Below are 21,292 nucleotides of genomic sequence, written 5' to 3'. Positions count from 1 at the left end.
TTTGGGTTGGGCCGCAAATCGCGCCTTGCGATGTGGTGCCCTGCCACGCCCAGCCCCGTCGATATGAGGCGCTTTCGACAATCCACCCGGGACGAGGCCGGAGCGGGTCCGTCTTTGCCTTGCGGGCGCTGTAGGCCGCGCCCGTATTCGGCTGTCTTGGTGCCCCGTGGACGACCGGTGACCGGATCGCTGCAGATGCGGCGGTCCGGGATCCGGATCAAACGATCATTCAGACCGTGGCTCGCGACTCGATGCGCGGGTCAGACGGTCTGCAGGAGATGCCGGCTCATGCGTCTTTGTCTATCGCTGTTTCTTCTTCTATGGAGCGTTCACCCGCTCCTGGCCTCGGCGGCCGAAAAACATCCGATCACGCCGGAGGACATTGCCACCCTCGACCATGTCGACACACCGCGGATCGCCCCCGATGGGCAGACCGTCGTCTATACGCTACGCCGACCTGTGGCCGGTAGCGCCAAACCCGGCCCGGCCCGTCTCTGGCAGACCGTCACAGGACCCAACCCACAGCCGCGGCCGCTCGCACATTCACGTGACGGCGACAACAACCCTCGCTGGTCGCCAGGCAGCGACCGACTGGCCTTTCTGCGCGCCGGCAGCCGTTCGGATGACGACAAGACATCGGCGAAATCGGGTGATCAACAAATCTGGATCGCAGCGCCGTTATCGGCGCCGCCGCAACGGCTGACCGCTCTCGCCGGCAGTGTCACCGATTTTCGCTGGTCACCCGACGGCAACCGGATCGCGGCCATCGTGCATCTCGCCGCGGACAATCCCGACGCGACCGACAAGCCCGCTCCGGCGGATGCGCCGGACGGCCACGATGTGCTCTATATGGTTGATGCCCATGACGGCAAAGCACATCGCGTGGCCGGCGACGACGGTCGCTTTGTCTTCGATGTCGCCTGGGGGCCGGAAGGCAAGCGCCTGCTGGTCCGATACGCCGACACCAACACACCGCAGGCGTACTGGTACACATCGCATGTCGCCGTGCTTGCGCTCGATAGCGGACCATGGACCCCGCTACCGCATCATGCCACCGCCGTGCATCCGTCATTCTCCCCGGACGGGCGCCAAGTGGTCTATGGCTATTTCCAGGCCGACGGGATTACCGCGGTCGTTGCCGTCCATGATCTCGACAAGAACAATAACACCGTGCTCGGCGCGAACTGGCCGGGCAATCTCCGTAGCGTGCGCTGGAACCAGGACGGCCAGACATTGACCGCGCTCGCGTTTTCGAACATGACGCCGCAGTTTGCCCAGGTTGATGCCAGCACCGGGCGCGTACGCGAAGGCCTGGCCTTCAAGGGAGATCCTTTCGATTTCAGCCGGACCGACAACGGCGGGCTGGCCTATGTCGCCTCGACGCGCGTCGAGCCGGCGCAGGTCTGGTTCAAACCCCGGGAGGACAGCCCGCATCGGCTGACACACGTCAATTCCGAAGTCGCGAACTGGCGCACGGCCAACGTACGACGCGTGCACTGGCAGAGCCGCGACGGGCAATACACGATCCACGGGATGCTCGTGACGCCCGCCGACGGCACCTCGGGGCCCTACAAGACACTGGTCGAGATACACGGCGGGCCGTATGAGTCGTGGTACGACGGTTGGCAGGGTTCCTGGGTGAACTGGGGCCAGGTGCTCGCCTCGCACGGCTATGCCGTGCTCCTGCCCAACCCGCGGGGCTCGGCCGGGCGCAGTCCCGCTTTTGCACTGGCCAACCGGCACGACTGGGGCGGCGCGGATTTTCAGGACATCCTGACCGGCGTTCATGCGCTCGCCGAGCGCGGCGTCATCGATATCGACCGTGTCGCGATCGGTGGCTGGAGCTATGGCGGCTTCATGTCTGCGTGGGCGGCCACGCAGGACGACCCGTTCAAGGCCGCGATCGTCGGCGCCGGCATTTCGGATCTGCAATCCATGGCGCTTTCCTCCGACGTGGGCCTGTCCTTCATGGGGCCGTACTTCGGCGATCCGAGCCGCCATCACGCCGAGTACGCGGCCCGTTCGCCGATCAACTTCGTCAATGATGTGCACATGCCAGTGCTGATCCTGCACGGCGAAGCCGATACCCGCGTGCCCTTCTTTCAGGGCCGGATGTTGCATCGTGCCCTCGCCCACGATACCGACCAGCCCAGCGCACTCATCGGCTATCCCAAGGCCCCGCACTGGTTCGGGCACAGCGTCGGCGCGTCATATCGCGCCGATATCCAGCAACGTGTTCTGGACTGGTTGAATCGTTATCTCGACGACGACGATGCGACAGGTCATTGATCCGGCCACAGGCGGCGCGTGGACAACGGTTTGCCGCTTGTCCAACGCCCAACCGATGCCAATTCGGACATCGTGGCACCGGATCTAAAGCTTTCACAGACAGACGCAGCAGCGAACGCGCACGGGCGCCGTCGTTTCATCACACCCCCTGTTTGTCCTCTTTCGTGCCGGGCCGGCGACGCCGCCCGGCGTGTATTTCAAGGCTGTCATGACTATCGGTAGAAAGAATATCTTCCGTGCCCATACGGATGCAGATATACGCCAGCTCGTCGCCCAGACGCCGTTGGCCTGGATCGTGAGCGCAGCGGATGCGACGTACGCCACGCCGCTCCCAATACAGATCGAGTGCGACAACGCCGGGCGACCTATCGCCGTAGTCGGCCATTTCGCGCGTGCCAACCCACAGGTCACGCAACTGGCGGACGCCCCACAGGCACATATTCTGGTGATGGGCCCCCAGAGCTATATCTCCCCCTCCTGGTTTCGTGATCGTACGCAGGCCCCGACCTGGAATTTCACCTGCGCCATGTTCACCGTTCGGGTCGAGCTCGAGCATGATGCCGAGACCATCGGCAAACGGCTCAAGGATCTGATCGACGATATGGAAAGTGATCGTCCGAACCGCTGGGCCATCGAGGAAATGGGCGGGCGCTACGAAGGCCTGGCCCGGGGTGTCGTCGCTTTTCGAGCGCCGATCGAAGATATTCGTAGCACATTCAAGGTCAGCCAGGACGAAAGCGATACAGAATTCGCCGATATTCTTGCTGCCCTGGACCGGCCCTATCGAAAAGCCGTACGAGACTGGATCCTGCGTTTCGGTGCCCATACCGGCCGACAACCGGAATCGACCGGGCCGGGCGCCTCGAGCGCCGCGGCCCATGAAGTCGTCGATTCGGAACTGGAGCCGGCGCTCGATTATTTCGTGCAGGCAATCAAGGCCGATAGCCATCGTCTGTCGGCCGGGCGCGAACTCGACTGGCCAGGCCGGCGCATCGTCGCCGAGCAGGTACGGCGACGCTGGACGCTCGGTGGGCCAACCATCGCCCAGCGTCTCGAGCGCACAATCGTGCATCCCTGGGGCGATATTCGCCTCCGCATTTACGACCCGGAGCCGGGCACGATCAAACCGGCGCTGGTCTATCTCCACGGCGGCGGCTGGGCCTTGTTCAGCCTGGACACGCATGACCGGCTGATGCGCGAGTACGCCGCCGGTGCCGGCATCACCGTGATCGGTGTGGACTATGCGCTGGCCCCCGAGCACCCGTATCCCGCCGCACTCGAGCAGGTGTGTGCAGCCGTCGAATGGATCGCCGCGCACGCCGAAAGCCTTGGCGTGGATGCCACGCGCATCGCCCTCGGCGGCGATTCAGCCGGCGGCAATCTATCGTTGGCAGCCGCCCTGCACGAGCGTGACCGGGGCGGCAAGCGCCACATCGCAGCTCTCGTACTCAACTACGGCGCCTTCGGCGCCCCCGTGGACGCGGAAACACGTGACGCCGTCGGCCGCGAAAAGGACATGCTTACCGCCGCCGAAATGGATGAATTCTCAGCTCTTTATCGAGGTGATGCGACGGACAACACCGATCCGCTGCTGGCGCCGATCCATGCCGATGTCGCCGATCTGCCGCCCACCCTGTTCATCGTCGCCGAGCGTGATCTGCTGGCACCGGAGAATCTTGAGATGCGCCAGCGATTGAAATCGGCCGGCGTCAACACAACCTGCCATATCTACCCCGGCGCCATGCACAGTTTTCTTGAAGCCATGGCGATTTCGAGACTGGCACGTCAAGCGATCACAGACACCTGTACCTGGCTGACGGGCAACCTATGCACCGAGCGCGAAGATAGTGATTTTGCGAACTGACACGCGCCTGCGGGCTACGGCGAAATCTTTCTACGCCATTGAAAAATAAAAGATAGACCGGGTCGACTTCTATTTTTCAATGGCGCTGAAAGCAGCAGACGAATTCGTCTGCCCTGATGCCGGACCGACGACGTATACCGCCAGGGGCAGGCCCTAGAAATCAAACTGTATCTGTGTGACCAACGCGGCAGCGCCGCGGCTCCAAAAATCGCTGTGTTCGTCGATCGTCAGCACGACGGGCGCACCGAACACCAGGGCGCCGAGCTGGTCGCCGAGCGGCTCGATCAACGCATCGCCCAGCGCGACCGCTTCGCCGCCGAGCACGATAGCCCGCAGATCGGCAACGTTGACGAAGGTGGCGAGATGTTGCCCGATCGCTTCACCGGCTGAACGGGCGATCGCGAGCGCGCTGGCATGGCCGGCCTGGGCCGCCGAGACCAGGCCAGCGAAGTCGGAGGCGAAAGTGCGGCGATCGGCAGTGCCGCGCCACTGCGCCAGCATCCCGCCGACCGCATGCATCGCCTGCAGACAACCGACACGTCCGCATTCGCAGCGCCGCCCATCGACGGCGTGGCGCACGTGGCCGAGCTTGCCGGCGGCCCCGGTCTCGCCGCGATGCACCTTCCCCGCGAGCACCATGCCGACACTGATGCCGTCGCCGATCGCCAGGGTCGCGAACGAGCGCCGTGTCAATCCCAGGCCAAACAGCGACTGCGCCAGCGCGAACGCATGGCTGTCGTCATCGATGTGGACGGGCACGTCGAGTCGCGCGCGAAGTCGCTCGGCGAAGGCCACGTCTCGCCAGCCGAGCCGATGACTCACTCGGCAGATTCCGTTGATCGTGTCGATCGCACCGGGAATCGCGACACCGATACCGTGGACTGGCCGCGCGGCGGCTGCCGATGTACGCATCAGCGCCCGGACCACCCATTCGACGGCGTCGAGAACGGTTTCGACTTCACGATCAATGAGTTGGCACTCACACCGATCGGCAATTCCGGTGGACATATCGGTGAGCACGCCTTCGATGCGACTAAAGTTGAGTTTGATGCCGATCGCCAGGCCATCTTCGTAATTGATGCGAATCGGCGTCGGACGTCGGCCGCCCGGGCTTTTCACGGCGTCTTCCTCGACGACCAACGCCTCGTCAAGCAGCTCGGTAACCAGTGCCGAAACCGTCGCCGGGCTCAGGCCGGAGCGGGTCGCGATTTCGCGACGGCTGAGCTGACCGCTCTTACGCAAGCAATTGACAATGAAACGTTTCTTCTCTTCCTTATCGCTTTTCCGGCCGGTGATTTCGGAAATTTCCACAATTAATTCATCTGTTGAAATAATTTTGACGCCGCCATTCAAAGCTCGCTAGCTTACTCATGTCCGACATAAGAAACATCAGATCGGACATGGAGGAGAACGCAGTCATGACGGAATGTCATCGTGGCATGACGCGTCGCCGGGTGATTCAGGGCCTCGGTTGTGGGCTTGCCCTGTCCGGGTTCGGCGCGCCGGCGATCGCCACACAACGCGAGCTGGTCATCACCAGCGACCTGAATACCGGCCAGTATGCCGTGTTTCGGGAGATCGTCGCCGATTTCGGCCGTCGCGTCGGCGTCCGGGTAACGTTGAACAACATCGCCCACGAGGCCAACAAGACCGCGATTCGCAACTATCTGGTCGCCGACCCGCCGGATATCTGCTTCTGGTTCTCCGGCGCCCGGATGCGTCAGTTCGTGCAGCTGGGTCTGTTTGCCGACATCTCCGAGCTGGTCGCCCGCCAGAATTTCGCTAAACCCCTCGGGCCCCTGCTCAAGACCGTCTCGGTCAATGGCCGACAGTACGGCTTGCCGCTGGGTGGGTTGTTCTGGGGGCTTTATTACCGCGCCGATGTCTTCGCGCGTCACGACCTGTCACCGCCTGCAACGTTCGAGGACTTCCATCGCACCTGCGCAGCAGCTCGACAGGCGGGATTGATCCCGGTCTCCATGGGAACCAAGGAACAATGGCCGGCCGCGGGCTGGTTCGATCACCTGAATCTGCGTATTAACGGCCTGGAAAAGCACATGGCCCTCATGCGGGGTGAGATGGCCTATTCCGATACATCGCTCGACCCGGTCTTCGCACACTGGGCGGAGATGATCCACGACGGCTTTTTCCTCAAGCACGGCACCTCCTATGCCTGGCAGCAGGCGGCCGCGTTTCTCGCCCAGGGCAAGGCGGCGATGATGGATCTATCCAATTTCATCCAGGGGGCGATGCCGGCCGATGCGGTCGACCAGCTTCGACTGATCCGGTTTCCCATGTACAACGCCTCGATCGGCCCATTCGAGGATTTCGCCTCGAACTCGATCCATATCCCGGCACGCGCCAGACATCAGGCACTGGCACAGGAGTTCCTGGGGTATTTCTATCAACCGGAGGTGCTCGCCAAGTTCATCGCGCCCATCGGCAGCGTGCCGCCGCGCAGCGACATGTCGCCGGGAGACAATCCGCTCATGCGCACGGCCACCGAACTATTGCGGGCCAGCCAGGGCACGTCGCAGTACTACGACCGGGACACCGAGCCGGCGATGGCCCGGGCCGGGCTGAATGGTTTCCAGGAGTTCAGGGTGTATCCAGAGCGCGAGAAGGCGATCCGAGCCGAGCTCGATCGCGTGCGCAAGCGCGTCTACGCGCCGGCATGAGGAGGGTACCGATGTGTCCGGCTACCGTCGACAACCACCCGGGAGGCCGATCGTGAAGACCCTGTGGCGACGTCATCGATGCTGGCTCTGGCCGGTCATTTTCCTCGCGCCGGGCGTGATTCTGTTCTGGGGGGTGATCGTCGCGTCCTCGGCCCAGAGCCTGGCGATCAGCTTCTTCCGCTGGGACGGTTTCGGCCCCATGACCTGGGCCGGTTTGTCCAACTACGTCGAACTGCTCCACGACCCACAGTTCTATACCTCACTCAAGAACAACATCATCTGGCTGGTGATGTTCATGGCAGCCCCGCCGCTGGGGCTGGCGATCGCGCTACTGGTGAACCAGCAAATCCGCGGCATGCGGCTGGTGAAGTCGCTGTTCTTCATGCCGCTGGTGATGTCGCAGGTGGCTGTGGGCGTGGTCTTCGCCTGGTTCTATGACCCGACCAACGGCCTGCTGGCGCTTATCTTCAAGGCAATAGGCGCGACCGCGCCGGCGCTGTTGTCTAATCCGGAATGGGTGACGGTCGCCGTGGTGATCGCCGCCCTCTGGCCGCAGGTCTCGTTCTGCATGATTCTGTTCATGGCCGGGCTGAACAATCTGGACGAGAGCCAGATCGCCGCGGCCCGTGTCGACGGCGCGAAAGGCTGGCACATGCTGCGCCATGTGGTGCTGCCCCAACTGCGCCAGGTGAATTTCATCGCGATCGCGGTCACCGTAATCGGCGCGCTGCGCTCGTTCGACATGATTTCCGTGATGACTTCCGGCGGGCCGTTCGGCTCGTCGAACGTGCTGGCCTATCAGATGTACGAACAGTCCATCGAGGCTTATCGCTTCGGCTACGGCGCGGCCATCGCGGCCGTGCTGTTCGTGGTCATGGCGGTGTTCATCGCCTGGTATCTCCACCGCATGCTGCGCATGGAACGCGAGGGCGCGTGATGTATCCACGACAGATTAAGGCCGGTGAGCCGGCCAGGAAAAGCCTATACCTCGGCAGTGTCACGCTCGTGTTGTTTCTGTGGCTGCTGCCATTGCTTGCAATCATCCTCACGTCTATCCGCCCGGCGGCCGATATCGCGGCCGGCGACTATTGGGGCTGGCCGTCCGGTTTCGACCTGATCGCCAACTACACCGGCGTGTTCACACAAACGCCGATGGGACGCTACTTCCTCAACAGTCTGATCATCACCATCCCATCGGTGATCGGAGTGCTGTGTCTGTCGACGCTGACGGGCTTCGTGCTCTCGCGCTATCGCTTTCGCGGCAACACACTGCTGTTCGCGATCTTCATCGGCGGCAATTTCCTGCCTTTCCAGATCATGATGATCCCGGTGCGCAATCTCACGCTCGACCTCGGCATCTACAACACGTATCTGGCGTTGATCATCTTCCATACGGCCTTCCAGACCGGCTTCGCCACGCTGTTCATGCGTAATTTCATCGCGGCGCTGCCCGGCGAGCTGTTCGAGGCCGCGCGCGCCGAAGGCGCGTCGCCGCTGCAGACGCTCATCCATGTCGTCGTGCCGCTCGTGCGACCAGCGCTGGCGGCCCTGTCGATCCTGGCCTTCACCTTCATCTGGAACGACTACTTCTGGGCCGTGGTGCTTTCGCCGAGCGATGCGGTGAAACCGGTCACTGCGGGGCTGGCCAATCTCAAGGGCCAGTACGTCGCGAACTGGAACCTCATTTCGGCGGCAACGATCGTGATCGCCATCCCGCCGGTGATGCTGTTCTTCTTCATGCAACGCCATTTCGTGCGCGGGCTGACGATGGGCGCCGTCAAGGGCTGAACACGGCACCGCCGGTACCACGGACAAACGACGGACGAGTCAACTCATGAACGATCTCGAACTCAATGGCATCACCAAGCGCTACGGCGACACGACTGTACTGGCCGATATCAACCTGACCGCCAAGGATAAGGAGTTCATCGTCGTGGTTGGCCCGTCGGGCTGCGGCAAATCCACCCTGCTCAAGAGCATCGCCGGGCTGGAGTCGATCGATTCGGGGCAGATTCTCATCGGTGGGCGAGACGTAACCCGCGAAGAACCGGGCGATCGCGATATCGCCATGGTCTTTCAGTCCTATGCGCTCTATCCGCATATGACGGTCGCCGAGAACATGGGTTTCGGCCTGCGCATGGCGGGCCGGCCCAAGGCCGAAATCCAGAAAGCGGTGAAACGGGCTGCCGAGATCCTGCAGATCAACGATTATCTGGCGATGCGCCCGCGCCAGCTGTCCGGCGGTCAGCGTCAGCGGGTAGCGATCGGCCGGGCCATCACCCGGTCGCCGTCGGTATTCCTGTTCGACGAGCCGCTGTCGAATCTCGATGCCGCGCTGCGTACACAGATGCGCGTGGAAATCGGCCTGCTCTATCGACGGCTCGAGGCCACCATGGTCTATGTCACGCACGATCAGGTCGAGGCCATGACCATGGCCACCCGGATCGTGTTGATGAACCACGGGGTCGTCGAGCAGATCGGCACCCCGGTCGAACTCTATACCAATCCGCGCAACCGTTTCGTCGCCGGCTTTCTCGGCTCGCCGCGGATGAATTTCATCTCGACGCGCGCGGTCGAGGTCGCCGATGGGTCCGCCGTCGTGGACAGCGAAGGCCTGGCACGTATCCGTCTTGACATACACAACGAGGCTCGTGTTGCCGTGGGCGATGAGGTTGTCATCGGCCTGCGGCCCGAGTCGATCCGTCTCGACGGCCAAGGCGACCATCAGCTATCCGCCCGAATCGGCCTGATCGAGCAGCTCGGACGCGAAGCCATCGCCTATCTCGATGCCGCCCCGGTCCGCGCGATCGAATCGGAGAACGGCCTCGGACATCTGACGGCCCAGACCGACGGCCGCATCACCTTGCGGCGCGATGACGCGGTGTCCATCGGTTTCGATGCCGCCGATGTGTATCTGTTCGATGCCGAGGGCAAGACGCTCACGTCTGCCCGAACGGCCGATATCCGCTCTGAACCCGAAATGGTCGACGCATGAAAAACACCGCGAACAAGCCGCTGTCCGCCTGGCGGCCGATCACCACCGACACTTTTGTCTACGGCGTACCGCACTATCCCGAACATGTCGATGAGAGCTACTGGGACCGAGATGCTGCACGCATGGCCGAATGTGGCTTCAATACCGTGCGCCTCGGCGAATTCGCCTGGCATCTGTTCGAACCGATCGAGGGCCGCTACGACTTCGGTCTGTTCGACCGCGCCATCGAAGGACTTGCCGCCCACGGTATCCAGACCATCCTGTGTACGCCGACCGCCACGCCGCCGCGCTGGCTGACCGCCAAATACCCCGAGATCCTGCGCGTCGACGGCCAGGGCCGGCGCATGCATCACGGCTCGCGCCAGCACGCCGACACCGCCCATCCGCTGTTCCGGGCCTACTCGTGCCAGATCACCGAAGCGATGGCCACCCACTATCGCGACAATCCGCACGTCATCGGCTGGCAGACCGACAACGAACTCAACACCAGCATGTCGGTGTCGTATTCGGCGGCCAGCGAGGCCGAATTCCAGATCTTCTGCGAGCACAAGTACGGCACGATCGAGGCCTTGAACGCTGCCTGGGGCGGTAACTTCTGGGCCACGGCCTATCGCAGTTTCGATCAGGTCGTTTTACCGCGACCCAACGCCCCGGTGCATTGCAGCCCCGGCCATGTCCAGGACTATCACCGCTTCCTGGCCTTCGCGACCATGCGCTTCCAGCGCGATCAGGTCGAAATTCTGCGGCGCATGAATCCCGACTGGTTCGTGTTCCACAACATGGGGCGACTGGCCGACGTCGATTTTCGCGGCGGTTTCGCCGACGATCTCGACTTCGTCGGCTACGATGTCTACCCGCTGCTCCACGAAGAGAAATGGCGTACCGGCGGCCATGCCCATCAACAGGCCAGCTTCCTCGACAAGTGTCGCGGCTTTGCCGGCAACTTCATCGTGCCCGAGCAACAGTCCGGTTTCGGCAGCCAGGTCGTGTTTTCGACCCTCGTTCCGGAGCCGGGCGAGATGCGGCGCATGGCGTTTTCCTCGCTCGCCCACGGCGCCGACGGTCTGATGTTCTTCCGCTGGCGACCGGCCCATTTCGGCGCCGAAATCTACTGGATGGGCATTCTGGATCATGACGACATCCCGCGCCGGCGTTTCGACGAAGCCAAACAGATCGGCCAGGAGATTCAAGCGCTCGCTCCGGCGCTGCTCGGTACGGCCGTGCGTATCGATGTCGGTATCGCCGGGGCCGATTTCGATAACGAGATCGCCCACGAGACCTATCCGATCGGCTTTCCCTCGCCGCAGGACGACGGCACGCTGCTGCATCGGGCCTGTTTCATGCGCGGCATCGCCACCGGCTTTGCCCATCCCGAAGACACGCTCGAACGGCTCAAGATCTTCTACGTGCCGCACTGGCTGATGTTCGACGACGACTGGGTCGCTCGGCTGGCGCGCTTTGCCGAAAACGGCGGCACCGTCATCATCGGCGCGCGCACCGGCTCGCGCGATCGCCACAACCATGTCATCCGTACGTCTGCCCCGGGCCCGGCCCTCAGCGCGCTGACCGGCGTAACGGTCGAAGAGTTCGGCCGGCTCGCCGCCCCCGACCAAGGCGAGATGATGGATCGCGACCGGCCCGGCGCAGGGCACTACGTCGAGACCGCACGAGACACCGAATCCGGGCGGCGTCGTTATCACTTCACCTTTGCCGGTCGGGAACTGACCGCCGGCCACGGCTACGAAATCCTGGAGCCTGCCGTCGATGCTGAGGTCATCGGCACCTGGTCGAATCGGTTTCTGGCCGGTCGCGCCGCGATCACTCGTCGACGTGTGGGGAGCGGCCAGGTGATCTATCTCGGCACCTATCTGACCGACGATCTGGCCGAGGCCCTCGTCGACTGGCTCGCCGCGGAAGCCGATATCGCGCCGCTGGTCGAGGGCCTTCCGACCGGCATCGATGCCACGCTGCGTGAAGCCGAGGGGCGCCGCCTGTTGTTCCTGCTGAACACCGAACATACGCCGACACGCATCACCAACCCACCGACCGGTACCGATCTGCTGACTGGCGCGACCGTCGAAGATACGCTGGCGCTCAACGGTTACGGCTGTGCCGTAATCCGGCTGCGCGACTAGGGCGCGTCGTCACGGGATAGACCGCCGCACCAGCGGCCAAGCGGCGACAAGACAAGGCATCGTGCGCCTGGCGTGGCCAGCCACGTGAGCGCGCGATAACGCTGGATTGTCATCACCTGGCCGCTGGCCCTTAGGGGTGGCCCCGTCGGCCGCGCCACGCCGCGTTGCGTGCCTTGACCGTGGCACGCAACGATACGGCGACTCGCGCCTTGCCGGACACACTGCGGTCTCTCGACGAAAAGGGGCTCGAACGAAACATCAACAGGCCCTAGGACAACCAAACCGGGGCCAGCCGACACGAGATGCTGTTCTGTCGGCTGGAGTCGCCGGGCTGTAACCGCATACCTGGCTATCAGCCATGAACCGATGGGTACGGCCGATCGCAGCCCATCAGTCGTACGATGACGGCCCGATCAGCGGAACGCCCGCCGATACTGCTTGGGCACGTCGATGTTGTCGTGTACGTCGCCGTGCAGTTCGGCCGCGGCCCGCAGCGCAAAATACGGATCGCGCAACAGCTCGCGGGCGAGCAGTACACAGTCGGCCTGGCCGGAGTGCACGATGTGCTCGGCCTGTACCGGGTCGGTGATCATGCCGACCGCGCCCGTGGCCAGGCCGGTCTCGCGCTTCACGCGGGCCGCGAATTCGGTCTGATAACCGGGCCCGACGGGAATATCCGGGTTCGGGACGTTGCCGCCGCCGGAGCAGTCCAGCACGTCGACGCCAGCGTCCTTGAGCCAGGCGGCGAGCTGAACGGTGTCCTCGATCGTCCAGCCGCCTTCGGCGAAATCCGAGGCCGAAATACGGAAGAAAAGCGGCTTGTTCGCCGGCCAGACCGCACGCACGGCCTGCGTGATTTCCAGCGCCAGGCGGCAACGGTTTTCCAGCGAACCGCCGTATTCATCGTCACGCCGATTCGCCAGCGGCGACAGGAACTCGTGCAACAGATAACCGTGCGCCCCGTGGATCTCGATCATGTCCATGCCGGCTGCTTCGGCACGCCGGGCCGCAGCCACGAACGCCTCGATAATCTCGCCGATCTCGTCGACGCTCAGGGCATGCGGCGTTGGCGAATCTTCGGAAAAGGCCACCGCGCTCGGGCCCACGGTCTGCCAGGCGCCCTCGTCGGCCGTGAGTGCGCGCCCGCCGTCGACCCACGGCGCCGCACAGGAGGCCTTGCGACCGGCGTGGCCCAGCTGCACGCCGGCTGCCGTGCCCTGGGCATGGATGAAATCCACGTTGCGCTTGAATTCGCTGATGTGATCATCCGACCAGATGCCCAGATCGCCGGGTGAAATACGCCCTTCGGGTGTCACGGCGGTCGCCTCGAGCATCACCAGGCCGGCACCGCCCACGGCACGCGAACCGAGATGGACGAAATGCCAGTCGTTCGGATAGCCGTCTTCGGCCGAGTACTGACACATCGGCGAGACGAATATCCGGTTGGGAAACGTGACGTCTCGCAGGGTCCAGGGTTGAAACAGATCGGGCTTGGCCATGACGACCGCTCAATTTGATGTATTGGACACAATAAATCGGGCCGTTGTCACCGAGTTCAAGGGCGAGCCCCCCGCCGCTCATCGAATGCCAGCACGCCGGTCAGCATGGCAGGCAGGAACGTCAGCGTGGTGAACATGGTGAACAACAGTCCGAACAGCACGATCGCGCCGAGCCCGCGGTAGAGCTCAGTCCCGGCACCGGGCAAAAACACCAGCGGCGCCAGCCCAAAGGTCGTGGTGATCGTCGTCATCAGGATCGGGCGCAGGCGCGAGGCGACGGCATCGCTCACCGCATCCACGGCCACAGCCCCGGCCGCGACGTTCGCCCGTGCCTTTTCGACGATGAGGATCGGGTTGTTGACCACGGTACCCACGAGGATCAGAAAGCCGAGCATGGTGATCAGATCGAACGGCGAGGACACGGCCTGCAGGCCAACCAGGGGCAACAGGCCGCCAACCGCGTTGAGCATCGACAATCCGATCACGCCGCCGGCGATGCCGAGCGGCACGGTGGTCAGAATCAACAGCGGATAGCCCCAGTGCGTGAAGATCGCGACCAGCAGCAGATAACAGATGAGCAGTGCGACGACATAGTTGGAGAACAACGCATCGCGGGTGACGGCCAGTTCGTCGGCCGCACCGGAGATATCCAGCGACAGTGCTGCATCGATCGCGCCGTTATCGCGCAGCGGTGCGATGATGTCGTCGTGGACCCGGGCCACGCCGGCCTCCAGTGCGACATCGCCCGGCGGGATGATGCGCAGAGTGACCGTACGCCGGCTGTTGAGCCGACGGATGACGTCGGCATCGACGGTCGGTACCACCGTGGCCATGTCGATCAACGGCAGAATGCCGGACGGTGTCGTGATCGGTATCCGCGACAGCGCATCGACGTCGTCGAGCTTGCCGGTCGCGTCGTAGAGATAGATATCGGCCTTGTCGTCGGCGAAGTAGTATTCGTCGACGTAACCGCCGTCGGTGAGCACGGCCACGGCAAAGCCGACATCCGCCGGCGCAAGTCCCAGCTCGGTCACGCGGGCAAAATCGGGCTCGACCCGCAGCAGCGGCTGGCCGAGCGATAACGATGCCGGCTCGGCGCGTAGCTGCGGGCCGTCGAACACCGCGCTCGCCCGATCGTAGATCGCCGAGGCCGCGGCGTAGACGCGAGCCAGATCGTTGCCGGCGATATCGACGTTGATCGCCCGCGTGCCGCCGTCGTTGGACGAGATGATCGAACCCTTGGTCGAGAACGCGCGCATGCCGGGATAACGCGCGAAGCGTTCGTTCAACGTGCGCATCAGTTCGTCGATACGCGCCGCATCGACCGGTTCGGCGATGATGCGCATCTCATCGGGCGTGACGTTCATGTTGAGATAGGCGATCGGCGGCACGGCGCCGTCGGTGGCCCGGATCTCGCCCGTGTCGTCCGGCACGTAGGCCATCAGTGCATCGCGAATCTCGGTCGAGATGGCGTCCATCGTGTCGAGGTTGTAGCCAGGGGGCGGCACCATGTAGGAAAAGGTCTTGGCCTCCTCGCCCTCGGGCAGATACTCGGCCGGCGGGGTGAGCAGCACGAGCCCCAGCGCCAGCGCGCCGCCGATCGTGGCCATCGCGCCGTAGCGCCGGCGTCGACGCGCGATCAGCCAGCCGATCGCGGCGATCACGGGGTGCACACCGGACGCGTCATCGCTCTCGCCCGGACGGTGCTCGTCGTCGCGTCGCCGCGCGGGCCTCGGCAGCAGCTTCGCGGCGGCCGTGGGCACGACCAGGATCGCCACCGCCATCGACGTCAGGATGGCCGCTGAAATCGCGATCGAGATATCCGAATACAGCTGGCCGGCCTTCTGGGTGATGAACAATACCGGCGCGAAGACCATGATGGTGGTCAGCGTGGAGGCCGCCACGGCCGGCCACACCTCGGCCACGCCTGCCACCGCAGCCGCGATGCGATCGCGCCCGGCGGCCCGCAGCCGCATGATGTTCTCGAGCACGACGATGGCGTTGTCCAGCGTCATGCCGATGGCAAACGCGATGCCGGCCAGCGAGATGACATTGATCGTGCGCCCGAACACGGCCAGCCCGATGAACGCCGAGATCGCACAGATCGGGACCGCCAGCACCACGATGGCGGTGGCCGCCACCGAGCGCAGGAACAGAAACATCACGATCGCGGCCAGCACGGCCCCGATCGCCAGATTGCGCCAGACCGAAACGATCGACTGCGAGACGTAGACCGTGTCGTCGGCCGACAGCGTCAGGCGCATCCCGGCCGGCGCCAGTACCGTGTCATTGATCTCGGGCACCAGATCGCGCATCGCCGACTTGATCGCCAGCACATTCGAGCCCGGCTGGCGCCGGACCATCAACCGGACGATGGGCTGATCGTTGAAATAGGCGATCTCGCGGACTTCGGCGTGATCCAGGCGCACGTCGGCCACATCGCCCAGCCGGGTCACCGTATCGCCGGTGCGATCGACGACCACGTCGGCGAGGCCACCCACATCCGCGAAGCGCCCGACCGTGCGCACCAGATACCGCCGCTTGCCGGCGTTCATGTCGCCGCCGGAGATATCGTTGTTACGCGCGCGGATCGCATCGCGCACCGCGGCCAGCGGGATTTCACGCGCGGCCAGTTGGGCGGTGTCGACGTGGACCTGGATCTGGCGATCGGCACCGCCGGAAACCGCCACATCGGCCACGCCGTCGACCTGCTCCATCCGCCGTCGGACCTCGTCGTCGACGAAATCGCGCATGAAATCCATGTCCAGCCCGGCGGGATTGCCGGCAACCGGCGCCACGTTGAAATACATGAACGAGTTCTGGGAGAACGAGGCCGCGACCACTTCCGGCTCGTCTACATCCTCGGGATAGCCCGGCACCTGCATCAGGGCGTTGGTAACCCGGATCAGCGCATCGTTGACATCGGTGGAGAACGGAAACTCCAGCTCGATGCGCGCCCGCCCGGTGCGGGCCGTGGCCTCCATGCGCGACAGGCCGATGATGTTGGCGAGGTATTCCTCCTGCTCGATGAGGATCTCGTTCTCGATGTCCTGCGGGGTGGCGCCGGGCCAGCTCGTGGTCACGGTGACGGTGCGCACGGCCAGATCGGGAATCATCTGAACCGGTAGCTTGAAAGCAGCGAGAACGCCGAACAGACAGATCAGCAGAACGATGATCGCGGTCAGCGTGCCGCGTTTGACGATGGCGTCGAACATGATCAGCGTGCCGACAGGCCGTGGGCACCGCTCACCGCCAGTCGGGGCCCGGCCCGAGCTGGCGGCAACATCGCGGCCGCATCGTTCGCCTGCGGTGCGGCGGTCATCGGCAGCCGCTCGACGATCTCGACGGCCTGACCTTGAGACAGGGTTTCGTTACCGCGCACGATCACGATGTCGCCGGCGGCCAGTCCGCGGGCCACCTCGACGCGACCATCCGCCGAGCGGCCGATCGTCACCTGGCGCTGGATCGCCCGTTGTGTGCCGTCGTCACCGACCGTGGCCGTCCAGACCCGTACCCCGCCGCCCGGCACACGCACGAGCGCATCACGCGGGACCTGGACCACCGGCTCGGGCGTAGCCAGCGAAAAGACCCCGCGGATCGACATGCCGGGCGTCAATCGCCCGTCGGCGTTGTCGATAAAGCTGCGTACCAGAAAACTGCGCGCGGTGGCACCGGCGGCCGGCACCACTACGTCAACCGTCGTGCGGCGTTGGCCGCCGGCCGCCGCGGCCAACTCGATCGTGACCGGCATGCCGGGTGTGATCAGTCCGAAATAAGCCTGCGGAGCCGCTATATCGGCACGCAGGCGATCGGTGGCGACGAGCCCGGCGATCACGGTGCTCGTCGCGGCATACTCGCCGGGTTCGACGCGGCGCTCGCGCACGACACCGGCAAACGGCGCGATCACGCGATGCCGATCCACTGTTTCACGCTGGCGCGCGATCGCAGCCGACAGACGCGCAACCTCGGCGGCCCGGGCTTCCACCTCGGCCTGTCGCGCGGCCAGTTCCGTGTCGGCGATCGCGTTCTCGCGGGCGAGCTGACGAGCTTCCGCAGCCAGCCGTCGTACCTCGGCCAGCCGCGCACGGGCCGCCCGGCGCTCGGCGAGCCGGGTCTCGAGCGTCAGCGTATCCAACCGTTGATCGAGCGTGACCAGCGTATCGCCGGCGGCCACGCGATCACCGGCCTCGATATCGACCGCGGCGACCAGCCCGGCTACGCGCGGCGTGATCTCGGCATCGCGGGGCGAGGTCAGCGTGCCATGCAACGACAGCCGCTGCGTCCAGGGCCGTTTTTCGGCTTCGGTGACGCCGACCGGGGCCGCGGCTTCGGCGCCGCTCAGCCAGAACAGCGCGACCACGAGTAATCCGGACAACCGCACGGCGGTGTGTCTCATCGCCCCGGCCGCGCTCACGCGTGCCGTCTTCGCTCGCACTCTCGTCCCCCACGTCATGTCCGCACCCTGCTACCCCGCCCAAGGCGAGCTGGTCCACGGGATCGAATATACGGGCGATGCCTCCGAACGGGACAAACGCGACAACCGACCGGGTTATGCTGGCCATGAGAGCCCATTCCGATATTCGTCATGGCCCAGTCCACTCGTCGCACCCGACACCTCGTTGCCGCGCTGTTCATGTTCGCCCTGGGGATTCCCGGGATCAGCCTGGCCGCGGCGGTCGAACCGCTTGGCATCAATCTCGGCAATTACGATTACCCGGCCCCGGTATCGCGACTGACGCTGGACACCCCTCGCGGTCCGGTGTCGATGGCCTACATGGATATCGCGCCCGGCGGTGATCGCGACAAGCGCACGGCGCCGACGATCGTGCTGCTGCACGGCAAGAACTTCTCCGGCGCCTACTGGGGCGAGACCGCGCACTGGCTTGCCGAGCGCGGCTATCGCGTGGTCATCCCCGACCAGGTCGGTTTCGGCAAGTCGGACAAGCCGGCGACCTATAGCTATACCTTCGCCCACCTGGCCGCGAACACGCAGACCCTGCTGGACCATCTCGGGATCGACCATGCCGTCATCCTCGGCCATTCGATGGGCGGCATGCTGGCGACCCGCTTCGCGCTGATGTATCCGGACACGACCCGTCGGTTGATCCTCGTCGATCCGATCGGGCTGGAAGACTGGAAAGCCAAGGGCGTGCCCTATCGTGGCATGAACGCCTGGTATGCCCGCGATATGAAAAAAGACTATGCCGGCATCCAGGCCTATCAGAAGCAGAGCTATTACCACGGCACCTGGAAGCCGGCCTACGCCCCCTGGGCAAAGATGCTGGCGGGCATGTATGCCAGCCCGGACAAGGATCGGCTGGCCTGGGTGAGTGCCGCAACCTACGACATGATCTACAACGAGCCGGTGGTCTACGAATTCAGGGATCTGACGATGCCGACCACGCTGATCGTCGGGGCGCTGGATCGCACGGCCCTTGGCAAGGATCTCGTCTCGAACGACAAGGCCGCCACCCTCGGCGACTACCCGGCCCTGTCGAAGAACGCGGTCGCGGCCATGCCCCACGGGCAGCGCATCCTGCTCGACGGCCTCGGGCATCTGCCGTTCATCGAGGCGCCGGAACGCTTTCGGGCCGCACTCGCCGACACCCTCGACGAGGGTCCGGCCCCGACCGGCCGTTGAACAGCGACGATTCGACTAACGACATCAACCAGGACGGAGAGCGCCCATGCCTGAGATTCACGCGTTGTCGGCCGGCGAGCTGGCCGCTTCCATCGCGGCCGGCGAGACGACGAGTCGTGCCGCGCTCGAGCATTATCTGACGCGTTACACGCGCTGCAACGGGCCGCTCAACGCCGTCGTCGTCACCGATATCGAAGGCGCGCGGGCGGCAGCCGATGCCGCCGATGCCGCGCTCGCCACGGGCGAATCCCGAGGCGCGCTGCACGGCGTGCCGATGACGATCAAGGACACGTTCGAGGTCGCCGGCCTGGCGACCGTGGTCGGCGAACCGCGGCTGACCGATCACGTCAGCCACACCGATGCGGATGCCGTCGCGCGCCTCAAGGCTGCCGGCGCGATCGTCTTCGGCAAGACCAACACGCCACGACTGGCCCAGGACGTGCAGACCTACAACCGCATCTACGGCACGACGAACAATCCCTGGGACCCGGCCCGGACGCCCGGCGGGTCATCCGGCGGCGCGGCCGCGGCGGTCGCGGCCGGTATCACCCCGGTCGAGCTCGGCTCGGACCTGGCCGGCTCGATCCGCACGCCGGCGGCCTGGTGTGGCATCTACGGACACAAGCCCAGCTATGGCCTGGTGCCGATGCGCGGCCATGTGCCCGGTCCACCCGGCACGATGGCCGAACCGGATCTGTGCGTGGCCGGCCCGCTGGCACGTCACCCGCGCGACCTGTCCTTGCTGCTGGATGTGATCGCCGGGCCACGCGCGATCGACGCCGCGGCCTGGCAGGTCCGCCTGCCGCGGCCGCGCATGCGGCGGGTCGCGGATTTTCGGATCGCCACCTATCTCGAAGACGAGACCGCACCGGTCGCCGAGGCCGTGCGTGGCCCACTCGCGCAGCTTGTCACCCGACTCGGCACGGCCGGGGCCGAACTGAGCGCCCTGGGCGATCTGCCGGGCGGGTTCGAGCCGGGCTACGATCTGTACGATCGGCTGCTCAATGCCCTGGTTGGCGGCGGGCTGCCGGACAAGCTGTACAACAAGGCCCGACGCGGTGCGGCCCTGTTATCCGTACTGCGCCGTACCGAACGCGGCACACTCGGCGGCTTCGTTTCGCGGGCCACCGGCAGCCATCGCGCCTGGGTCGCCGATCACGAGGCCCGGGCCCGGTTGCGCGCGGACTGGCACGCGCTGTTCGCCGCGCACGACGTGCTGCTCATGCCGGCGGTCGGGGTACCGGCGATCCGGCATCAGCAGGCCGGCAACCTGTTCGACCGCACCATCGATATCGACGGCCGCGACAAGCCTTATAGTCAGCTCTTCCGCTGGATCGCGCCGGCGACACTGGCTGGCCTGCCGGCGACCGTCGCCCCGATCGGGCGTACGGCCGAAGGCCTGCCGATCGCCGTACAGATCGTCGGCGATTACGGCCACGATCACACCACGATTGCGTTCGCCGACGCCCTGCGCGAGCTCGGTCTGACGGCCGACCGGCCGCCGGGCTACGACTGATCGCCTTGGCGGTGGGCGGACGAGAGCAACGGCTGCAGGTCGGCGATGACACGCTTGGCGAGCACGGGCTGTACGGCCGCCGTCGGGTGGATGCCATCAGACTGGAAATGGCTGCGATCGTCGGCGATCGGCGCCAGGAAGAACGGGTCGTAAGCCACGTCGTACTGTTGCGCAAGGCTCTCGAAGACCGCATGAAACCGTGTCGTATAGACCGGGCCGAAGTTCGGCGGAATCCGCATGCCGAGCAGCAGCACGCGCGCGCCGGCGTGCTGGGCGGCCTCGATCATGGCCGCCAGATTGTCGTGCATGGCCCGGGTATCGAGGACCTGCAGGCCGTCGTTGCCGCCGAGTTCGAGCACGACGATATCCGGCTCGGCCCGACGCAGTGCCGCATCGAACCGTTCGCGCCCGCCGGCCGTGGTTTCGCCGGAGACACTGGCATTGACCACCCGCGTGCCCGGATACGACTGTGCCAGGCGCTTGCGCATGAGTGCGACCCAGCCTTGCGACTGCGCCATCCCATGCGCGGCACTCAGGCTGTCTCCGAACACCAGCACCGTGGGCGCTGCCGCCGCCGTGCCGGCCACACTCCAGGCACAGAGCAGCAAAACCCACGCCGCGATGCACCGTGCGTGGATCAACCGCCCCCGGCCCTGTAGCAGGATAGTCGTCATC

The 21,292-nt window shown here is 65.0% G+C and carries 14 protein-coding genes; 9 read left to right on the top strand and 5 right to left on the bottom strand.

The window, feature by feature from the left end:
- The first annotated feature begins 288 nt into the window (after positions 1-288).
- Both D3260_RS07345 and D3260_RS07340 read left to right on the top strand, forming a co-directional pair.
- Positions 289-2,289: a S9 family peptidase gene (locus tag D3260_RS07345; RefSeq protein ID WP_158583433.1), complete on the top strand. Its 2,001-nt coding sequence runs from the start codon at positions 289-291 to the stop codon at positions 2,287-2,289.
- A gap of 208 nt (positions 2,290-2,497) precedes the next feature.
- Positions 2,498-4,153 carry an alpha/beta hydrolase fold domain-containing protein gene (locus tag D3260_RS07340; RefSeq protein ID WP_147418126.1) on the top strand — a complete coding sequence of 552 codons (1,656 nt, stop codon included), beginning with the start codon at positions 2,498-2,500 and terminating at the stop codon, positions 4,151-4,153.
- Between the two features lie 153 nt (positions 4,154-4,306).
- Here D3260_RS07340 and D3260_RS07335 read toward each other — a convergent pair whose 3' ends face one another.
- Entirely contained in the window at positions 4,307-5,464 is a 1,158-nt protein-coding gene (locus D3260_RS07335) for an ROK family transcriptional regulator (protein ID WP_158583432.1), read from the bottom strand.
- Positions 5,465-5,571: 107 nt separating this feature from the next.
- Here D3260_RS07335 and D3260_RS07330 point away from each other — a divergent pair, with 107 nt between their 5' ends.
- From D3260_RS07330 to D3260_RS07310, 5 genes are read left to right on the top strand one after another with little or no spacing between them, the layout of a single operon-like run.
- Positions 5,572-6,831 (top strand): ABC transporter substrate-binding protein, encoded by a 1,260-nt coding sequence (locus tag D3260_RS07330; protein ID WP_120098068.1) that lies wholly within the window; start codon positions 5,572-5,574, stop codon positions 6,829-6,831.
- Between the two features lie 52 nt (positions 6,832-6,883).
- Positions 6,884-7,768 carry a carbohydrate ABC transporter permease gene (locus D3260_RS07325; RefSeq protein ID WP_120097936.1) on the top strand — a complete coding sequence of 295 codons (885 nt, stop codon included), beginning with the start codon at positions 6,884-6,886 and terminating at the stop codon, positions 7,766-7,768.
- The gene (locus D3260_RS07320) at positions 7,768-8,619 is read left to right on the top strand and encodes a carbohydrate ABC transporter permease (protein ID WP_120097935.1); all 852 of its coding nucleotides are present in this window, start codon (positions 7,768-7,770) and stop codon (positions 8,617-8,619) included. The genes D3260_RS07325 and D3260_RS07320 overlap by 1 nt, the downstream gene beginning before the upstream one ends.
- A gap of 46 nt (positions 8,620-8,665) precedes the next feature.
- Positions 8,666-9,826, top strand: coding sequence for an ABC transporter ATP-binding protein (locus D3260_RS07315; RefSeq protein WP_120097934.1), 1,161 nt, complete (start codon positions 8,666-8,668; stop codon positions 9,824-9,826).
- Positions 9,823-11,961 carry a beta-galactosidase gene (locus tag D3260_RS07310; protein WP_120097933.1) on the top strand — a complete coding sequence of 713 codons (2,139 nt, stop codon included), beginning with the start codon at positions 9,823-9,825 and terminating at the stop codon, positions 11,959-11,961. The genes D3260_RS07315 and D3260_RS07310 overlap by 4 nt, the downstream gene beginning before the upstream one ends.
- A gap of 413 nt (positions 11,962-12,374) precedes the next feature.
- On the opposite strand, the gene D3260_RS07305 is transcribed toward D3260_RS07310, so the two are convergent.
- From D3260_RS07305 to D3260_RS07295, 3 genes are read right to left on the bottom strand one after another with little or no spacing between them, the layout of a single operon-like run.
- Positions 12,375-13,460: an NADH:flavin oxidoreductase/NADH oxidase gene (locus D3260_RS07305; RefSeq protein ID WP_120097932.1), complete on the bottom strand. Its 1,086-nt coding sequence runs from the start codon at positions 13,458-13,460 to the stop codon at positions 12,375-12,377.
- Positions 13,461-13,516: 56 nt separating this feature from the next.
- On the bottom strand, positions 13,517-16,675 hold the full coding sequence (locus D3260_RS07300) for an efflux RND transporter permease subunit (RefSeq protein WP_120097931.1): 3,159 nt from the start codon (positions 16,673-16,675) through the stop codon (positions 13,517-13,519).
- Between the two features lie 2 nt (positions 16,676-16,677).
- Positions 16,678-17,856: an efflux RND transporter periplasmic adaptor subunit gene (locus D3260_RS07295; protein ID WP_158583431.1), complete on the bottom strand. Its 1,179-nt coding sequence runs from the start codon at positions 17,854-17,856 to the stop codon at positions 16,678-16,680.
- Between the two features lie 189 nt (positions 17,857-18,045).
- Here D3260_RS07295 and D3260_RS07290 point away from each other — a divergent pair, with 189 nt between their 5' ends.
- Positions 18,046-19,101 (top strand): alpha/beta fold hydrolase, encoded by a 1,056-nt coding sequence (locus D3260_RS07290; protein WP_233544000.1) that lies wholly within the window; start codon positions 18,046-18,048, stop codon positions 19,099-19,101.
- Between the two features lie 46 nt (positions 19,102-19,147).
- A complete protein-coding gene (locus D3260_RS07285; RefSeq protein WP_120097929.1) occupies positions 19,148-20,617 on the top strand; it encodes an amidase in 1,470 nt (489 codons plus the stop codon).
- Here the strand turns inward: D3260_RS07285 and D3260_RS07280 are convergent.
- Positions 20,608-21,291: an arylesterase gene (locus tag D3260_RS07280; protein WP_120097928.1), complete on the bottom strand. Its 684-nt coding sequence runs from the start codon at positions 21,289-21,291 to the stop codon at positions 20,608-20,610. The two genes, D3260_RS07285 and D3260_RS07280, sit on opposite strands and share 10 nt — an antisense overlap.
- Position 21,292 lies beyond the last annotated feature (1 nt).

Source organism: Salinisphaera sp. Q1T1-3 (assembly GCF_003602005.1).
GTDB lineage: Bacteria > Pseudomonadota > Gammaproteobacteria > Nevskiales > Salinisphaeraceae > Salinisphaera.
Note: the sequence above shows the minus strand (reverse complement) of the source record. Positions and strands in the feature narration are given on the sequence as shown.

Bases quoted from the DNA above. Each gene is read 5' to 3' on its own strand.
- D3260_RS07320 (WP_120097935.1), top strand. From the start codon at position 7,768: ATGTATCCACGACAGATTAAGGCCGGTGAGCCGGCCAGGAAAAGCCTA.
- D3260_RS07310 (WP_120097933.1), top strand. From the start codon at position 9,823: ATGAAAAACACCGCGAACAAGCCGCTGTCCGCCTGGCGGCCGATCACC.
- D3260_RS07285 (WP_120097929.1), top strand. From the start codon at position 19,148: ATGCCTGAGATTCACGCGTTGTCGGCCGGCGAGCTGGCCGCTTCCATC.
- D3260_RS07305 (WP_120097932.1), bottom strand. From the start codon at position 13,460: ATGGCCAAGCCCGATCTGTTTCAACCCTGGACCCTGCGAGACGTCACG.
- D3260_RS07280 (WP_120097928.1), bottom strand. From the start codon at position 21,291: ATGACGACTATCCTGCTACAGGGCCGGGGGCGGTTGATCCACGCACGG.
- D3260_RS07315 (WP_120097934.1), top strand. From the start codon at position 8,666: ATGAACGATCTCGAACTCAATGGCATCACCAAGCGCTACGGCGACACG.
- D3260_RS07340 (WP_147418126.1), top strand. From the start codon at position 2,498: ATGACTATCGGTAGAAAGAATATCTTCCGTGCCCATACGGATGCAGAT.
- D3260_RS07295 (WP_158583431.1), bottom strand. From the start codon at position 17,856: ATGAGACACACCGCCGTGCGGTTGTCCGGATTACTCGTGGTCGCGCTG.
- D3260_RS07290 (WP_233544000.1), top strand. From the start codon at position 18,046: ATGGCCCAGTCCACTCGTCGCACCCGACACCTCGTTGCCGCGCTGTTC.
- D3260_RS07300 (WP_120097931.1), bottom strand. From the start codon at position 16,675: ATGTTCGACGCCATCGTCAAACGCGGCACGCTGACCGCGATCATCGTT.
- D3260_RS07330 (WP_120098068.1), top strand. From the start codon at position 5,572: ATGACGGAATGTCATCGTGGCATGACGCGTCGCCGGGTGATTCAGGGC.
- D3260_RS07345 (WP_158583433.1), top strand. From the start codon at position 289: ATGCGTCTTTGTCTATCGCTGTTTCTTCTTCTATGGAGCGTTCACCCG.